Genomic DNA, 16514 nt, shown 5'->3' on the forward strand with positions numbered 1-16514 from the left:
TCATGGACGATTTGGCACCAGTAATACCCCTGTTCCAGCACGACGCTCTCCGGCTTCACGGAAAGGTCCTTTGCTTCGCTGGTCAGTTCCACATTCTTGAAGGGAATGGACAGGGAGATGGAGGAATCGGCATCCAGGGAGAGGAAATAGGTACCGCGTTTCATGATCTTGAGGTACCCGGTCCATTCATGGCGAGTGTCATCGGAAGCGGAGCGAGGGGAGATGAGAACGGGAGCGGTGATGCCGTTGACGTAGAAGTCGGCCTGCGGGAGGCCATTGGCGAACATGGGAACAAAGGGATAGCGGGGTTCCAGGGTGTTGTCGGTATTGTTCATTGTCTTGTAAATCAGGATTGTTAAGTGATTTGCAGACAATGTAGAACTATCGGCTATTCCAATGAAAGACTCCTAACACGTGATTCCGAAAGAAAGAACTTTGTTTTCTAAATCCTGAATGTGGGGCCGGCTGAAATCCCGGCGGGGCGCGTCAATGAATAAGATGCCTGCGGGATGTCGCCAAGTGAAGCAGCCTTCCTCTTTTGATTGCCTGGAGAACCGGAGTAATGTACGAATACGGGAGTGAAGGAAGGCTGCGTTCAGGATTGCTTTATGGCCGGGTGTCCGGTTCCGGGACGCGGGGCGGGATGGAAGGCCGGAACGTGGCTTGTGTTCAAGCGGGCGCTGATGAGGCGTTTGCTGGGGCAGGGGGGCCAGGATGATTTTTCTTTTCCGGAAGGGTTTCCGTTTTCCCTGCGGGAAGGTGATGAGGACTGTGCCGTTACTCCGTCCGTTCTGGGGGATTTGCTGGAGCGCAGCATGACGGATGCACGTGGAACCGGGACGGTCTATACGCCCAGGTTCCTGGTGCGTTGGATGGCGCGGGAGGCGGTTTCCCGCTGGGTGGATTCCGCTTTGTCCGCCAGCCATGAAAAAGGCAGGGAGGCGGAAAGAGCCCTGTTGAAGAGGATCCGGGTGCTGGATTTGTCCGCGGGTTCCGGGGCGTTCACCATGGGGATTCTTCATGAACTTGTCCGCCGTAGAAAGATTTTGGAACCGGAGTGTTCGGAAGCCGCCCTGGTGCGCGCGGCCGTAGAAGATCATATTTACGGGGTGGATGTCTGCGCAGAGGCGTTGGACGTGGCACGCTTCCGTTTCCGCTGCGCCTTGCTTGCCGCGGGTGATGACGCCCCTTTCCGCGATCATTTAATCTGCGGGGACAGCCTGGACCTGTTCGGTGCCGGAGTGTGGCGGAACGTGTTGGCCCGCGTCATGAAGGAAAGAGGGTTCGACCTGGTTATAGGCAATCCTCCTTTTATTGGGGAAAAGGGGAACAAGGAGCTTTTTGACAGGCTGAAGGCTTCCCGCATGTCCGCTTATTGTTCTTCCCGCATGGATTACTGGTACGTGTTCGCCTGCCTGGGCATGGATGTTCTGAAACCCGGCGGGGTGATGCACCTGGTGGTGCCCAACAAATGGATGGCCAATGCCGGAGCGGTGCCACTGCGGCGGAAATTGTTGGAGGAATGTGGAGCGCTGCGCTTGTCCGACTTCGGAGCCTGCCGGGTGTTTGAGTCCGCCCGGGTTCACACCATGGCGCTTCTGGCGGAAAGGAAAAAAACCGGGGATGAAGCTCTTGTCCCTGAATACCGCCGTTTTTCCGGAGAGTCGGAACATGTGGAAGAGTTTCTGGAAAACACCCCTTACCAGTGCTTCCAGTTGCCGGAAGACCGGTCCGGTTGTGTGCAGCAGGGCCTGTTTTTCTGTTCCGCCGCGGAAAAGGTGGTTTTGGAGAAGATGGAGGTCCTCAGGAATTTTGAGCTGAACCCATTGCACGAAATGGCGCAGGGGATCGTGCCGAACCCGGACGTGGTTTCCTCCCGCGCCCTGGGAAGTCTGCCCCCGGAAATAGTGCGGAGTTCCGGCATCCGGCGCGGGGAAGGCGTGTTCGTGGTGCCGCGGGAGTTTTTCACCCGTTTGCCGGAACGGGAGCGGTGTTTTCTCAAACCCCTTTATGAACCCGTGCTGGCGGAGCGGTATGGCTTGAAAGAGCCGGAAAAGGTTCTTTTGTACCTGACGCCGGAGAACGGCTCCGAGCGGGCACGGACGCTTATCCGGCATCTGGAAAAGTTCCGCCCCCTGATGGAGTCCAGGCGGGAGACCCGCATGGGGCGCATGAAGTATTACCACGTGCACTGGCCCAGAAAGGAGGCGTTTTTTCTGCCGGGTCCCAAGATACTGGCTGCCCGCAAGTGCGCGCGGCCCACGTTCACCTATACGGAACGGGAGGCCTATGTGATGATGTCATTCAATGTGATACGCACGGAGCGCCTGAGCATGAAGTATCTTGCCGCCCTGTTCAATTCACGGTTGATGCATTTCTGGTTCCGCCTGCGCGGCAAGATGCAGGGGGATTTTTTCCAGATGGATACGGCCCCCATCCTGAGCGCGCCCGTCCATGTGCCTTCCGCCTCCGCGGTTGCGGAAGTGGAGAGGCTTTCCGATGCCCTTGCCGGGCATTATTGCCCGGAGTGGGATGAACGTATGAATGAGCTTATTGAAAGGATTTACGGTATTTCCGCCGAAGAAAGGGAGGTCATTGTTCAGGCAGTTTCTCCGGCTCCGGGCGGGAAGGGAAACAGGCCAGAATGACGATCAGCAGGAACCAGACATTTCCCACGACGGCCAGAAACAGGGTGGTCGTGTCCATGCTGCCGTCCATACTGTACCGGAAGCGGTCGAAAACCATCCATTTGATGAGGCCGGCGATTCCCAGCGCCATGTAGCCGTACCCCCATGCCGTATGGAATCCGGCGTCGCGGAGCCTTCTGATGATGGCGCTCCAGAAGGGGAGGTAAATAGCTAGGAATACGACCTGCATGGTGATGATGAAGTACATGAAGTGTTCCTGGGCTATGGCGTGGAATACTTCCTGGTTGTCCGTGGCAAGAAGTTCCTTCCACGGCAGGGACGCGAGGGTCAATATGGTTCCCGCGAAGGAGAAAAACAAGGCGCCGAGAAACAGGAACAGATTGAATCCCCAGAATTCGCGGCGGGAGGACTTGCCGGAGAAGTCGGCATATTTTTTCGTCAGGCACAGGATGAAGTTTTGCCAGAGGGAGGGGCGGGTTGGAGCGTTCATCATTTTCCCATTCATAGCACATGTCATGGGGAGGCGGCAATGGCAAACGGAAGATCGGGACTTGATTTTCAAAAGCATCCCCGTATGGTGTGCGTCCTGCAACCCTGAGTTGATCCGATCATGATGCCTGTTTGCCTGAGGAATTGCCTGTTCGGCGCGTGCTGGTACGCGGCTTTGAGTGCGGCGGATGCCGGTATTCCGGCCATGCAGGGGCGGGAATCCCCTTCTCCCCCGTGGTGCGGAGCTCTCGCCCGCGGACCCGTTCTGTACCGGGATGATTCCTCCTGGATCCGGAAGGTGAAGCTGACCCTGATCGGCCAGTATCAGACGGCGGCCGTCAGCCCCAACGGTTCCAACAGGTTTTGTCCGGATTCCGGGGGCCATAACAGCGAATGGCGGCGCGCCTATCTGGGGGCGGACATCCTGCTGGGCGACGGCTCCTGGCGCCTGTCGAACCTGACGAACGTGGGGGACCTGGAAGGCCGCCACCGTGAAGTGCGCGGAGAGTGGACGGGAAGCCATACGGAATGGTCCCTGTATGAACTTTATCTGGAAAAGACGCTGCCCGGAGTCAAGCTGCGGGCCGGCAAGCTGACCCCGCACCTGACTTCGGAGTATTGCCTTCCTTCCTCCCGGATCAAGACGGTGGAGAGGTCCGCCATCTGCAATGAACTGATTCCCATTTCCAATTGGGGATTTGAAGCCAATTTCCAGAGGAATCCTAAAAGCCTGTATCATTCCTACGGCGTGTACCTGAATGCGAACGGAACGGATTTGACGGATGAAATCCAGTTCCATTCCGACGATAACGTGTTCGCTTTGGTCGCCATGAAGTGGAATGTGGCTTCCCCCATGTGGGATTCCCAGAGCCTGGGATACCAGTACGCCCATAATTTTACGGAATGGCGCGGCAGGAAGATTGCCTCCGGTTCCGATTACCAGGGGCCCGGTGCGCAGGATGTGTTTTCTCTGAGCTGGGACGCAAAGCGCGGTAATCTGGCCGTGATGGCCAATTTGCTGGCCGGGGTGGGAATCGTGGGACAACCGGGAGCCAAGAATGTGTACGGACTCGTTTTACAGCCGGTTTACCGGATTTCTCCGCATTTCGAAGGCGTTTTTCAGTATCAATGTTCCTTTGGGGACGGCTCCGTGCGGCTGAACAGCCGTTATGTCCCTTCCGTGACGCGCTATCCCGCATGGGTGGACAGCATGAATTCCTTTTACCTGGGCCTGAATTGTTATCTGTGCCCGGAGTCCATTGATACGGTAAAGCTGATGCTGGGGCTGGAATACGTCACCAGTCATACGGATTCCGCTACGGCCAAGGCTTTTAACGGATGGTCCCTTTACGGGGCCATGCGGTTCAAGTTCTGAAGACCCGGGAGAAACGCCCTTTTCAGTTTTTAAAGGCAGTGGGCTGGTAGGCGGGCAGTGCGGGAATGGGAACGTACCCGGGGGGAAGATCATCCCATACGGGATGGAGCGGTTTGGGTTCCGTTTCAAAAACCTCTCCGTTGAAGGATTTGATGATGGTTCGGAAGGAACCCTGCGGCGACGGACGGATCACAAAAGGGCGAGGGGGCGATTCCGGAAGATTCATGCTTAAATTTACTTCTTCTTCATTCCAGGCCGGCCAAACGTCCGCCGGAGCCGATATTTCCCGGATTTCCGTATTGGTTGCGGAACGGGGCGTGTGGAAGAAGGGGCTGTCCGGGTCTCCGTCATTCAGCCAGGCTTCCTCGTCCGGCGTCTCCGTCGTGATGATCATGCCTTCCTGGGTGTTTGAATGGTTGAATTCGTACCCCGTCAGTCCGCCGCCATCCGCATCATCCCTGTCGCTGTTCATATGAATGTTGATGGAAACCTTGTTTTCCGGCGCTTCCTGCTCCTCCGGCGTCTGGAAAATGGCCGCCTGCCGCTTCAGCGCCTCCGGGGAGGTGCCGCGCGCATATTTTGGGAAGAAAACGCTTTTGGTGTCTATTTTCCCCGGCCGGACTTTCACGGGTTCGTCGGACAGCTCAAAGATGTATTTCACAGGCCGTTCTTCTGCGTAGGCCCGGTGAAAGGCGCATTCCAGGAACGCCATGGCCAGACATGTCAGAAGATACAGGCATGGAGAAGCTTTCATGATAGGTGAACGACTCTGTTAGAACAGAAAGAAGACAAATATTCAATGCTAAAAAGCAAGAAACTCAGCGCGCTTTCCGGGTGCTGGCTCTTTATTTGCTATACTACGAGGCCAAAACGGCGTTTCTGTCGTTTCTCTGCTTGGCAGCTGTGGGCGGCTGCCTTATGGTGAACGCATGATGAAGAAGATTTTCCCCTGTCTGCTGACCTTCCTGACTGTTTTCTGGTGCGGCTGCGAAAATAAGCCGTCCGGAGGAGAAAAGGAACCGGTGCGTTCTGAAAAGAACGGGGAAAAACAGGCTGAATCTTCCGCAGACACGGGAAAGTCCGGAATCTGGAAAAACCGTCTTCAGGCGGCTTCCGCAGAGGCCGAACGCGCCAGGGGAGACGATAAAAAACACGTGGAGGCCCTGAACGAACTTGCCTCCCTGTATGCGGAAGGCCTGCAAAACGGCTGGGTTCATCCGCTGGATGTCCGGTCCTGGTGCGAGTCCGTGGCGGAGTCCGGAGCCGGTTATTCCGGGGAGACGGTCATCGGAGCCCTTTTTCTTTACGGTACCGGAGTAACGCGTGATCCGGCCGCAGCCAGGGAATGGTTTGAATATGGCCTGGCCCGGCCCGGCAGCCAGCGCGGAAATGCCCTGTACATGCTGGGCATGATGTATTCCAAAGGGGACGGCGTCAATCAGGACCAGAACAAGGCCCTGGAACTGTGGCACAAGGCGGCGGATGAAAATCATCCGGGCGCGCTGTCCCTGCTGGGGCGCGCATCCATGGAGGGGAAGCTGGGCTTGGACAAGGATGCGGCATCAGGGCTGGCCTTTCTGGAAAGGGCCGCCAACGGCGGGGATGTGGCGGCGTCCATGTATCTGGGGCGCATCTACGCCAAGGGGGAGGGAGTGGCGCAGGATATGGAGCGCGCCTTGAAATGGTACCAGCAGGCCGCTTCCGCCGGGGATCCCCATGCCCAGTATATCGTGGGGCTGGCTTATCTGGACGGTTCCGGCGTTCCCGTGGATGAGGGGAAGGCGTTCAACTGGCTCCGTCTGGCGGCGGGGCAGGAACACGTGAACGCCATGCTGATGCTTTCCGTCTGCTACAGCACGGGCAAAGGCACCCGGCAGGATGCGAACATGGCGGAAGTCTGGAAAAAGAAGGCTCTTGAGCTGAATAGCCGGAGGCAGACGCCGCAGGAAGGGCACCAGCCTTCCTCCGCCCCATGAGGAAGAGTCAGTTTTCCTGAATTTCCTGATGCAGGAATTTCAGGGCTTCCTTCCGTTCCAGAATGGCGAATCCCCGCTCGTCGGGGATGACGAGCAGCCCGTTCCGGTTTTCCAGAATGGCGTGAATCATGGCAAAGACATGCCCCGTGGCGCATTCGTCTTCCAGAATGAAGCGCAGCATTTTGATGCGGTCTCCTATTTTTTTCAGGGCGCCAGGGTCGCGTTTGAAGGCTTTGCGCGCGTCTTCCGTCTCCATGACCCAGAACACGTCCAGTTGGGGTTCCCCTTCTTCATCCAGGTAGCTGCCTTCCAGCACATGGTCCGGGGATTCTTCCGGAGCTCCGGAGAGGTTCAGTTGAAAACAGGGGTCCAGGCGGAACATGGCCTGCTGGAGTTCTTCCCCGGAAGGCAGCGGGGCGTTCTGGACGAAAAGCCAGAATTCCTGGTCGTCCCCGGATGAGGCGGCGTGGGTCATGGGCCGGATTGTGGCATTCCTGTGCCATTTTCCCACAGGGATTTGTGACAGTCGGGAGCCGCTGGTTGATTTTTGAATGTTCAACGTCTTCCCGCACGATTAAAAACAGGGGCATGAGCGAGATTCCCGTAATGATGACCATCGCCGGTTCCGACTGTTCCGCCGGGGCCGGCCTCCAGGCGGACCTGAAGGCGGCGCACGCCATGGGTGCTTTCGCGCTGACGGCGGTCACCTGCATCGTCTCGGAAGTGCCCGGACTCGTGCGCGGCATCCAGGAAGTGGAGCCGGAACTGGTGGCTGACCAGGTCAGAATCAATCTGGAACATTTTCCCGTTGCCGCCGTGAAGGCGGGCATGCTGTATTCTCCTTCCATCGTCCGCGCCGTGCACGGGGTGCTGAAGGATGCGGATATTCCCCTGGTGGTGGATCCCGTCATGATCGCGACGGCCGGCGACCGCCTGATGCGGGAAGAGGCCGTGGCCGTTTATGAGGAACTGCTCCTGCCGCGTGCCGCTCTGCTGACCCCCAATCTGGACGAAGCCGCCGTGCTGCTCCGTTCCTCCTCCAATCCGGAGCGGGATGAATTGCCGGAAGCCGCCGCCAGGCTGGCCCTGCGGTACGGGTGCCCCGTGCTGCTGAAAGGCGGCCATCTGGCCGGGGATTGCCGCGACGTGCTTGCGGGGCCGGACGGCCGCATGCTGGGGGAATGGACGCGTCCGCGCGTGCGGGATGTCAGCACGCACGGAACGGGGTGCTCCCTGTCCGCCGCCATTGCCGCGCGTTTGGCGGCGGGGGACGGACTCGTGACTGCGGTGGAACGCGGGCTGGAATTCATCGCCGCCGCCATCCGCGACCATGTGCGCTGGGTGCGTCCCGCGCGCGTGGATGCGCTGAAGCTGTGGTGACCTTTTTCCCGTACGGCCTTTGCGGCAATGGCGCCGTGATGCGGGGAAACCCGCTGAAGAGCGGATCGGAGAGCCGCCTTTCTGTGCCCTAATAACGCTTTGTGCTTGCGTATCGGATGCCGGATTGGTAGTCCTATCTGCGCCCATGTATGGCATGGAGCTTTTCAAAAATTAGTAATTATCATAGCAATATCACTATGGGACAGCAAATCCGCAAAGTCACCAAGCGCCGCAGACGTGCCGATTACCTTAAGCGTAAGAAGGAACAGGCCAAGTTGAATTCCAATACGCCTATCCGCCTGGCTACTCCCGTTGCCAAGGAAGCAAAGCCGGCCGCCAAGGAAGTTCCCGCCAAAAAGACCGCGGCCAAGGCTCCTGCCAAGAAGGCTGACGCGAAGAAAACGGAAACCAAGAAAGCGGAACCCAAGGCCGCTGCCGCCAAGAAGGCTCCTGCCAAAAAGCCGGCTGCCAAGAAGGAAGCCGCCGAACCCGCGGCTGAATAATTGTCCGTACGGGAGGGATTGCCTCCGTGCGTCCATCAAACGGTTTAACAAGCCGCCCCGCCTGATGCGCGGCGGCTTTTTGCGTGCCGCGGCATCTTCCGCATCCGGGCATATTCGCGCCACCGGGCGCAATTGTCCGGAAAATGTATTGACGCTTCACCCTTCGCGGCCCTACATAGAGGGGAATATCATTCCGTTTTTCCGCCATGCGCCACGATACGACAGACAAACCCAAGGGACACCGCAATTACATCATCATTGCCTGTGATGCCCTTCTTTTCCTGGCCATGCTCAAGTGGCTTCCCGTGGAGCCTCAGGTAGCCAAGGGCCTTGCCGTGCTGACGTTCATCGGCATCCTGTGGCTGACGGAGGCTTTGCATGTGACCGTGACTGCCCTGCTGGTGCCTGTTCTGGCCATGTTCATGGGCATTCTGCCGGGCGCCAGGGCGCTGGCCGGATTTGCGGACCCCACCATTTTCCTGTTTTTCGGCGGTTTTGCGATAGCGGGGGCTCTACATGAGCAGAAGATAGATTCATGGCTGGCCGGAAAGATACTGACCGTGGCGCGGGGAAGCCTGGGCATGGCCCTGGTTCTGATTTTCCTGGCGACGGCATTTCTTTCCATGTGGATGTCCAATACGGCCACCGCGGCCATGATGCTGCCGCTGGTGATCGGCCTGCTGGACCGCATTCCGAAAGAGAAAATCAAGACCACGGCTCCGTTCGCCGTACTGGGTGTGGCCTACAGCGCATCCATCGGCGGCATGGGCACGCTGGTGGGCTCTCCTCCCAATGCGATTGCGGCCCATGAGCTTGCCATGGGATTTGCGGAATGGTTCCGTATTGCGATGCCGATTGTGGCCGTGTTCGGAGTGTTGGTGTTCTCCCTGATGTACCTGTTTTTCAAGCCCAACCTGAAGCTGCACGTGGATATGGCGCCCGCCACGGACGAGGAACGGCCTTCCGGCCTGGACGGAAAGCAGATCCGCGTTTTGATCCTGTTTGCTGTGATTGCGGGGTGCTGGATGGGCAGCGGTTTTCTTTCCTCCCTGCTGGGCGGTATTCCTTCCATGGATACGCTGATTGCCCTGTGCGCCGTGGTGCTGCTGCCCCTGTGCGGCGTCATCAACTGGAGCGGCATTGCCAAAAATACGGACTGGGGCGTGCTGCTCCTGTTTGGCGGGGGCATTACTCTCAGCACGGTTCTCGTTCAGACGGACGCGGCCAAATTCCTGGCAAACCAGGTTTCCGACCTGGCGATGGGGCAGAATCCTCTGATCATTCTGCTGATCATCAGCGTTTTTATCACGTCCCTGACGGAGTTTTGTTCCAATACGGCCAGCGCCGCCCTGGTGGCTCCGCTGATGGTGACGGTGGCTTCCGCCATGGGAATGTCCGCCACGCCGCTGGTGCTTCTGGTAGGCATCGGCGCTTCCTGCGCGTTCATGCTCCCCGTATCCACGCCGCCCAACGCGCTGGCCTTCGCCACAGGGAGAGTCCCCCAGATGTCCATGATCAAGGTCGGCCTTCTGATCAATGTGGTGCTCGTGTTCGTCAAGGCGTTCTGGGCCTGGATATTCTGGATGTAACGCCGCCGGAAGGGGAATATGGCCGGTTTCATGGGACCTTCCGTTTTACACGGGAGTGGTTGCCTACAGCCTTTTCATGAGGCCTTTTCCTGCCGTTCCAGGGCGGCTTTCTTGTCCAGTTTGGCCAGTTTGGCGATCAGGTAGAAGAAGGAGGGAATGAAGAAAACGCCGATAAAGACGGCCGTAATCATCCCCCCGATCACGCCGATGCCCACCACCTGCCGCGCCGCCGCTCCCGCGCCCGTGGCCAGAGCCAGAGGAAGACAGCCCATGATGAAGGCGATGCTGGTCATCAGGATGGGCCGCAAACGGATTCTGGCCGCATCTAGGGTGGAGGTGAGCAGGTCTTTCCCCTGTTTGAGTTCCAGCACGGCGAATTCCACGATGAGGATGGCGTTTTTCGCCGCCAGGGCAATCAGCACGATGAGCCCGATTTCCGAGTAAATGTTCAATTGCTGGCCGAAAATCCACAGCGCCGCGAAAGCGCCCAGAATGGCGATGGGAACGGTCATGAAGACGGCGACGGGGAGCGACCAGCTTTCATACAGGGAGGCCAGGATCAGGAAAACGAATATGGCGGAGGCCGCGAAAATCATGCCGATGGTGATGCCGTGCTGCGCCTGTTTTTCCTGATAGCTCATGCCGGAATAGCCGTAGCCCATGCCCGCGGGCATCGTCTGGGCAAATACCTCTTCCAGGGCGTTCATGACCTGTCCGGAGGAATAGCCTTCCGCCGGCGTGATGTTGAGCTGGGAACTGTTGAACATATTCTGGCGGATCAGGAATTCCGGGGCCCATCCGTGCGTGACGTTGATGACGGAGTCCAGAGGAACCGGGTCTCCGTTGTTGTTGCGCACGTAGAACATGGAAAGCTTGTCGATGCTGTCCCGGTAGGGGGCGTCCGCCTGCATGTACACCTGCCATTCCTGGCCGTAGATGTTGAAGTTGTTCAGGAAGGTACTCCCCATGTACGCCTGGATGGTGGCATAAATCTCATCCACGTTCATGTTCTGGAGGGTGGCCTGTTCCGTATTGACATTCAGATTGTATTGAAGGTTGGACGGAGACATGAAGTTGCTGATGCCCGCAATTTCCGGTCTTTTCCCGGCCGCCTCGATGAATTTGGACGTATTGGAGGCTAGGAATTCCTCGCCTATGCCCTGGCGGTCTTCCAGCAGGAAGGTGACGTCCCCGGACGTGCCCACTCCCGGGAGGGGGGGGGGAGGAACCACGTAGGCCATGCCGGAGGAAATTGACGCGTTCAGCTTGCTCTTCAGCCTGGCGGCGATGGCGTCCGCCGTCATGTCCGGTCCCTTTCGTTCGGACCAGGGCTTCAGGGAAATGAAGAAGAAGGAATTGGAGGAGCTCTGGACGCTGCTGATCAGGTTGAAGCCGTTGACGGTGGTGACCACTTCCACGCCGGGGTCTTCCCGGATGATCCGTTCAATCTGCGCGGAGGTTTTTTCCGTGACATTCAGGGAAGTATTGTCCGGCAGTTCCGCGCCGCCGAACAGGTAGCCCTGGTCTTCATTGGGAAGGAAGCCGGAGGGAATGAGCCTGGCCATCGGAAAGAGCAGGGCGGTCATGGCGGCCAGCAGCAGAATGGACAGCCACATGCGGCGGATCAGCCAGGAGCAGGCGTTGACGTACCAGTCCCGCGCCTTGTTGAATCCCTTGTTGAACATGTTGAAAAAGGGGCCCAGCAGCCAGATGGTGTCCGAATTGCCGCCTTTCAGCAGCCGGGAGGACAGCGCCGGACTGAGGGACAGCGCGCAGAAGGCGGAAATGATGATGGACATGCCGATGGTCACGGCGAACTGCTCAAACAGCTTTCCCGATACACCGGGGAGCAGCAGTGTGGGGACGAACACGCAGGAAATCACCAGGGCCGTACTGACAATGGGGCCGGATACTTCCCGCATGGCCGTGATGGTTGCCGGCAAGGGCTTTTCTCCGTTGGAAATGTGGTTTTTCACCGCTTCCACCACCACGATGGCGTCATCCACCACCAGGCCGATGGCCAGCACCAGCCCCATCAGGCAGATGGTATTGATGGAAAAGCCGAAGAACGGGAAGGCGATGAAGGCCCCGACGATGGAGACCGGAACGGCAAATGCCGGGATGAGTGTTCCGCGCCACCCCTGCAGGAAGATGAATACGACCAGGACCACGAGCCCCAGCGCGATGAGCAGGGTGCTGACAATGTCTTCAATCCCGGCGCGTACGGCCAGGGTGGAATCCAGGGAAACCAGGTAATCCATGTCCGGCGGCAGGTTGCTTTCCGCCAGAAGGGCCTTGATGTTGTCCACCAGCTGAATGGCGTTTCCGCCCGGCGCTTCGTAAATGCCCAGGGAGGCGGCCGGCATGCCGTTGACGGTGGAGCTGAGGCTGTAGGTTTCCGAACCCAGTTCCACGCGGGCGACGTCGCTCACCCGCACGATGGAGCTGCCCTGGCCGCGCACCACGATGTTTTCAAACTCCTCCACGGTCGTCAGGCGTCCGGGAGCCTTGACGGTAAAGGAAAGCTGCTGGTCCGGCGGAGCGGGCTGGGCGCCTATCTTCCCCGCCGGATTTACGGCGTTCTGGGCCTGGACGGCCAGCATGACGTCCCTGGCCGTGATGTTCAGGGCCGCCATTTTTTCCGGATTCAGCCAGATGCGCATGGCGTAGCGGCCGGAGCCGAAGACCTGGACATCCCCCACGCCGGGGACGCGCTTGATGGCATCCACCATATTGATGTAGGCGTAGTTGGCCAGCCACAGGCCGTCATAGGTTCCGTTGGGGGAATAAAAGCTGATGACCAGGGCGGGCAGCCCGCTGGTTTTCCGCAGGGAGATGCCCAGTTCGCTGACTTCCGGCGGAAGCTGGGAGGTGGCCTGTCCGTAGCGCAGGTAGGAGAGCACCTGGTCCATGTTCGCCTCCGTGCCTGTCTCGAACAGGATCATCATGCTCATCTGCCCGTTGTTGGTGTTGACGGAGGTCATGTAGGACATGCCGTCCACGCCGGACATTTGCTGTTCGATGGGGGAGGCGATGGATTTGACCACCGTCTCGCAGTCGGCCCCGGGATAGGTGGCCGTCACCTGGATGGAGGGGGGGATGATGTCCGGGTATTCGGAAACGGGAAGGCGCAGAATGGAGAAGGCCCCCAGCAGGACGATGATGATGGAGAGGCAGAAGGAAAGAATGGGGCGCTTGATGAAGAAGTCGGCCATGGTGAAAAAGGGCTTATTGGTTGGAGGCAGGGACCGCTTTCAGGCGCGCATCCGGATTCCGGGTGGCCGCCTCCGCCTGGAGAAGGCCGTCCACGACTACTTTGCTCTGCGGAGTGAGGGAGTCCGGCTTCAAGGGAGTGACCTGCTGCCGCTCCCCGATCTGCGTCCCGGCCTGCACGGGGACGATGGAGGGGTGGTTGTTTTCATCCAGCGTGACCACAAAAAAGCGGCCTTGTGTGGAAAGAATGGCCTTGGCGGGCACCGTCAGCGCATTTTTAACGGTGGCGAGCTGCGCCGTGGCGATGATAAACATGCCGGGCCTCAGCAGGTAGTCCCTGTTGGGAAGGTTGGCTTGCACGCGGATCGTTCCCGTCTGGGGGTTGAATGCCCGGTCAATGGCCACGACGGTGGCTTGTTCCGGATAGGTGCTGCCGTCCTTGAGCGTGATGTCCAGCTTGCTGTCCGTGCGGATGCCTTCGTCCCCGTTTTTTCCCGCCTGCTGAATCCATTCCTGCTGGGTGACGGCAAAGTTGACGCGGATGGGGTCCACGGAGGAGACGATGGCCAGGGCGCCGCTTTCCGGACTGACCAGGTCGCCTATGTTCGTCTTGGAGATGCCGGCGATTCCGTCAAAGGGGGCGTACAGGATGGTGTAGGAAAGGTTCCTTTTGGCCAGTTCCAGCGCGGCCGTGGCCTCCCTCACCTGGGCTTCCGCAGCGATGGCGGACAGGCGCGTGTCTTCATATTTTTGTTTGGAGATGGCGTTCTCCGCCGCCAGCGGCTTGTAAATCTGCAAGTCGTAATTCAACTGCTGCAACTGGGCCTGCGACTGTTCCAGTGTGGCCTGGGCCTTGGTTACCTGGTCCTTGAAAACGGTATCGTCAATCCGGAAGAGGACTTCCCCCTTTTTCACGACGGCGCCGTTGGAATAGTTCTGCGTTTGCAGGTAGCCCGTCACCTGCGGCACGATGGAGGCGTTGTCCACCCCGTCCAGATGGCCCACCCAGCTTCCCTTGACGGGAATGTCCATCGCGACCGGGTGTTCATACGTAAGCGTGGGCATTTCAGGCGCCTGCCGTTCCGCTTTTTTACAGCCGGGAAAGAGCAGGCAGGTCAGGGAGAGAAAGGCGGCAAAAACGGAAATAGAGCCCGTCAGGCGTGTCAAGTCCATGCTGTGAATGACATGTCCGGGTGTCCCTTTGTTGAAAGAAGGCTTTCCGGGCGGCAGCGCCGTCCGTGTCATGCAGGGGTGATTTCGGCCGCATCATGCGGCCGGATAGATCACGGACGCCGGAGAGAAGGAGCTGGGGAGGAAGGCCCCCGCCAGCTTCCCAAACCACAGGATGGCGGGGTGCCTGCAACGATGAGGCTCACGTTTATCCGGCCATGTTGAATATCTTGCCGTGGAAGATGCTGCTGTTTGATTCTGACCTATTTGTATAAAAAGGCGGTTTTCGGCGTACGGCCTGCCGTGCGGTCAAGCAGCGGTGGGATTTCCTTGTTTAAGTATCCGGCCTGTTTCAGGTACTTTTTAATTTTGGCCGCATTGCCGGGAAAAGAGCGGAGCAGCATGGCAATGAAATCTTCTTCCAACAGTTGAATATTGTTTTTGACCATGTCGTTCCTTTTGGAGGCCGTACTCAGCTTGTACTGGAACAGGCGTTCCCTCCGCTGCAGTTGCAGAAAATCCAATTTCTTTTTGTTCATCAGATTCCGGGAGTCTGCCATGAATTCTTCCCCCTTTTTCTGTTGTTTTTTCTCTGACTCGGGATCGTAGGAGAGACGCATGTCTTTAATAATCAGGGCACAATACTCGGCGCGCAGGGTAGTTGGAATGACCGTATCTCCGTTTATCGCGTCGTTGCGGAAATAAGCCATATAGCGGACTGCACTGATTTTGGTCAGATAATCCAGTAATCTTGAATGAGACCAGGAAATCATTTCATCCGGTTTTTCCTCCATTTGAAAAAACGGAGCTGCCGCGACGTAGTAAAAAAACCATAAACGGGATTGGATACGCTCCATGTCTTGATCCTGTTCACCTTCATCATCTATCTTTGCCAGTTCCCGGGATGCGGACTGATAGAACTCCTCCAGCTTTCCTTCCTCAAGCAATGTGTTTAGTTGAAAAGCTATATTCTTCGGAGACTTGAGAATCCGGGGATAGGGAGGAGAAGGCACATCAGGAGTCAGCTTTACCGGTGTACTGAGAACTAAACCGGCACCTGCCAAACAGGAAAAAAAGATGATGATGAGTCGGGTCATAAAAATTGTGTCAGTGTTTCCGGTTTGCGTGACGGCTTGTAATAGGGGAGCTTGATTGCCGTCCTTTGGACACCACGGCCGAATTTTGTTACTCTAATGGTAACGCCTTCTTCATTGGAGGCAGGCCAGTCGAAGCGGAAATATTGTTTTTGCGTGGTGATGTCTACGATTGGATCTGAAAATTGGCTGGTACTGAACTTGTTGACCCACCTCCATTCCTGAGGCAAATCCTTGCAACGGTTCATGGTTTTAGGGGATCCGATGTTATCAATAAAAACGTTTCTCCTGTTTACATCAGCAGCTATGACCAACGGTTTGTGTTCATCCGCCATTTCGGGAAGTGGATCGGGAATGTTCTTCAAATGGGTTTCCTTGACTTCCACGTGCTTGAAACTTACATCGGTAGGATGGAGGGTAATTTCAAGTTTCGCATAACATCCTGTTTCCGTAGGGAAAGCTTCGAAATTCCATTCGTCGTAACCGCGTTTTCCTGTCTTCGGATTTTTTGCATGCTGTACCGTTACCTGCTGCTGGCCATTTTTATCCTGCTTTGGCAGAAAGACTTGAAATTCTATAGTTTTTTCAGGTTTGCGGATGTTTTAACCTGGATGGTGAGATTTCCTCCCTCCTTGACATAGGGACTGACTTGGAATTTGACCTTTTTTACACCTTTTCGCTTTCCTATGAAATGAACAATATCCTTATTGGAAATGACTTCCCATTCCAGTTTTTCTACATCTCCTATGAGAGAAGGTTTTCCTGTCAGGGAGAGTATCACAAATTCCCCAATTCCCAGGTTTGTACGTTTTTTGTCCTCAGCTTCGCTTCTGGGCGGTTCTTTCCCTTCTTCTTTTGTAATATGAATATCAGCGGATAATTCATCCGGAACAGATTCAATTTGCAAAGTGCCGGTATCTTCCTCCTCGGCGTTTGCGACAGATAGAAAAATTCCTCCTGAAACTAGCCATGCGGATAATTTTGTGATGTGGGCAACATGGAGCATAAGAAGAGATTGGAGATTGAATTAAAATGCAATCAACTTCTCTAAAAAAGAAAATATTTTCCGTAATTGTC

General features: G+C 57.1%; 15 protein-coding genes. 7 read left to right on the forward strand and 8 right to left on the reverse strand.

Annotated features, from left to right (window positions below; translation table 11 throughout):
• Window positions 1-2: 2 nt before the first annotated feature.
• Window positions 3-359 carry a hypothetical protein gene (locus OQH67_RS08600; RefSeq protein WP_215711697.1) on the forward strand — a complete coding sequence of 119 codons (357 nt, stop codon included), beginning with the start codon at window positions 3-5 and terminating at the stop codon, window positions 357-359.
• Between the two features lie 249 nt (window positions 360-608).
• Window positions 609-2648, forward strand: coding sequence for an Eco57I restriction-modification methylase domain-containing protein (locus OQH67_RS08605; protein ID WP_215436827.1), 2040 nt, complete (start codon window positions 609-611; stop codon window positions 2646-2648).
• Here the strand turns inward: OQH67_RS08605 and OQH67_RS08610 are convergent.
• Window positions 2593-3141: a DUF805 domain-containing protein gene (locus OQH67_RS08610; protein WP_215436829.1), complete on the reverse strand. Its 549-nt coding sequence runs from the start codon at window positions 3139-3141 to the stop codon at window positions 2593-2595. The two genes, OQH67_RS08605 and OQH67_RS08610, sit on opposite strands and share 56 nt — an antisense overlap.
• 117 nt (window positions 3142-3258) lie before the next feature.
• On the opposite strand from OQH67_RS08610, the gene OQH67_RS08615 reads away from it, so the two are divergent.
• Window positions 3259-4512 carry a putative porin gene (locus OQH67_RS08615; protein WP_215436832.1) on the forward strand — a complete coding sequence of 418 codons (1254 nt, stop codon included), beginning with the start codon at window positions 3259-3261 and terminating at the stop codon, window positions 4510-4512.
• A gap of 22 nt (window positions 4513-4534) precedes the next feature.
• Here OQH67_RS08615 and OQH67_RS08620 read toward each other — a convergent pair whose 3' ends face one another.
• A complete protein-coding gene (locus OQH67_RS08620) occupies window positions 4535-5266 on the reverse strand; it encodes a hypothetical protein (RefSeq protein WP_215436835.1) in 732 nt (243 codons plus the stop codon).
• 175 nt (window positions 5267-5441) lie between these two features.
• On the opposite strand from OQH67_RS08620, the gene OQH67_RS08625 reads away from it, so the two are divergent.
• Window positions 5442-6488, forward strand: coding sequence for a tetratricopeptide repeat protein (locus tag OQH67_RS08625; RefSeq protein WP_215436838.1), 1047 nt, complete (start codon window positions 5442-5444; stop codon window positions 6486-6488).
• A 7-nt stretch (window positions 6489-6495) separates the two neighbouring features.
• Here OQH67_RS08625 and OQH67_RS08630 read toward each other — a convergent pair whose 3' ends face one another.
• On the reverse strand, window positions 6496-6963 hold the full coding sequence (locus OQH67_RS08630) for a hypothetical protein (RefSeq protein ID WP_215436840.1): 468 nt from the start codon (window positions 6961-6963) through the stop codon (window positions 6496-6498).
• Between the two features lie 113 nt (window positions 6964-7076).
• Between OQH67_RS08630 and thiD the strand changes: the two genes are divergently transcribed.
• From thiD to OQH67_RS08645, 3 genes are all read left to right on the forward strand, one after another.
• Complete coding sequence (thiD, locus tag OQH67_RS08635; protein WP_215436843.1) at window positions 7077-7868, forward strand: bifunctional hydroxymethylpyrimidine kinase/phosphomethylpyrimidine kinase; 792 nt, start codon at window positions 7077-7079, stop codon at window positions 7866-7868.
• Window positions 7869-8065: 197 nt separating this feature from the next.
• On the forward strand, window positions 8066-8371 hold the full coding sequence (locus tag OQH67_RS08640; protein ID WP_215436845.1) for a hypothetical protein: 306 nt from the start codon (window positions 8066-8068) through the stop codon (window positions 8369-8371).
• A 206-nt stretch (window positions 8372-8577) separates the two neighbouring features.
• Window positions 8578-9960: an SLC13 family permease gene (locus tag OQH67_RS08645; RefSeq protein WP_215436854.1), complete on the forward strand. Its 1383-nt coding sequence runs from the start codon at window positions 8578-8580 to the stop codon at window positions 9958-9960.
• Between the two features lie 74 nt (window positions 9961-10034).
• Here OQH67_RS08645 and OQH67_RS08650 read toward each other — a convergent pair whose 3' ends face one another.
• The 5 genes from OQH67_RS08650 to OQH67_RS08670 all read right to left on the reverse strand — a co-directional run bounded on the left by OQH67_RS08650 (window position 10035) and on the right by OQH67_RS08670 (window position 16443).
• Entirely contained in the window at window positions 10035-13175 is a 3141-nt protein-coding gene (locus OQH67_RS08650; protein WP_215436857.1) for an efflux RND transporter permease subunit, read from the reverse strand.
• Between the two features lie 13 nt (window positions 13176-13188).
• On the reverse strand, window positions 13189-14346 hold the full coding sequence (locus OQH67_RS08655; RefSeq protein ID WP_215436860.1) for an efflux RND transporter periplasmic adaptor subunit: 1158 nt from the start codon (window positions 14344-14346) through the stop codon (window positions 13189-13191).
• A 260-nt stretch (window positions 14347-14606) separates the two neighbouring features.
• Window positions 14607-15440, reverse strand: coding sequence for a hypothetical protein (locus tag OQH67_RS08660; RefSeq protein WP_215436863.1), 834 nt, complete (start codon window positions 15438-15440; stop codon window positions 14607-14609).
• Window positions 15437-15802 carry a hypothetical protein gene (locus OQH67_RS08665; RefSeq protein WP_265145464.1) on the reverse strand — a complete coding sequence of 122 codons (366 nt, stop codon included), beginning with the start codon at window positions 15800-15802 and terminating at the stop codon, window positions 15437-15439. Before OQH67_RS08665 ends, OQH67_RS08660 begins: the two co-directional genes overlap by 4 nt.
• A 209-nt stretch (window positions 15803-16011) precedes the next feature.
• On the reverse strand, window positions 16012-16443 hold the full coding sequence (locus tag OQH67_RS08670; RefSeq protein ID WP_215436872.1) for a hypothetical protein: 432 nt from the start codon (window positions 16441-16443) through the stop codon (window positions 16012-16014).
• Between the last annotated feature and the right edge of the window lie 71 nt (window positions 16444-16514).

Origin of the sequence: Akkermansia biwaensis, assembly GCF_026072915.1 — a bacterium.
Lineage (GTDB): Bacteria > Verrucomicrobiota > Verrucomicrobiia > Verrucomicrobiales > Akkermansiaceae > Akkermansia > Akkermansia biwaensis.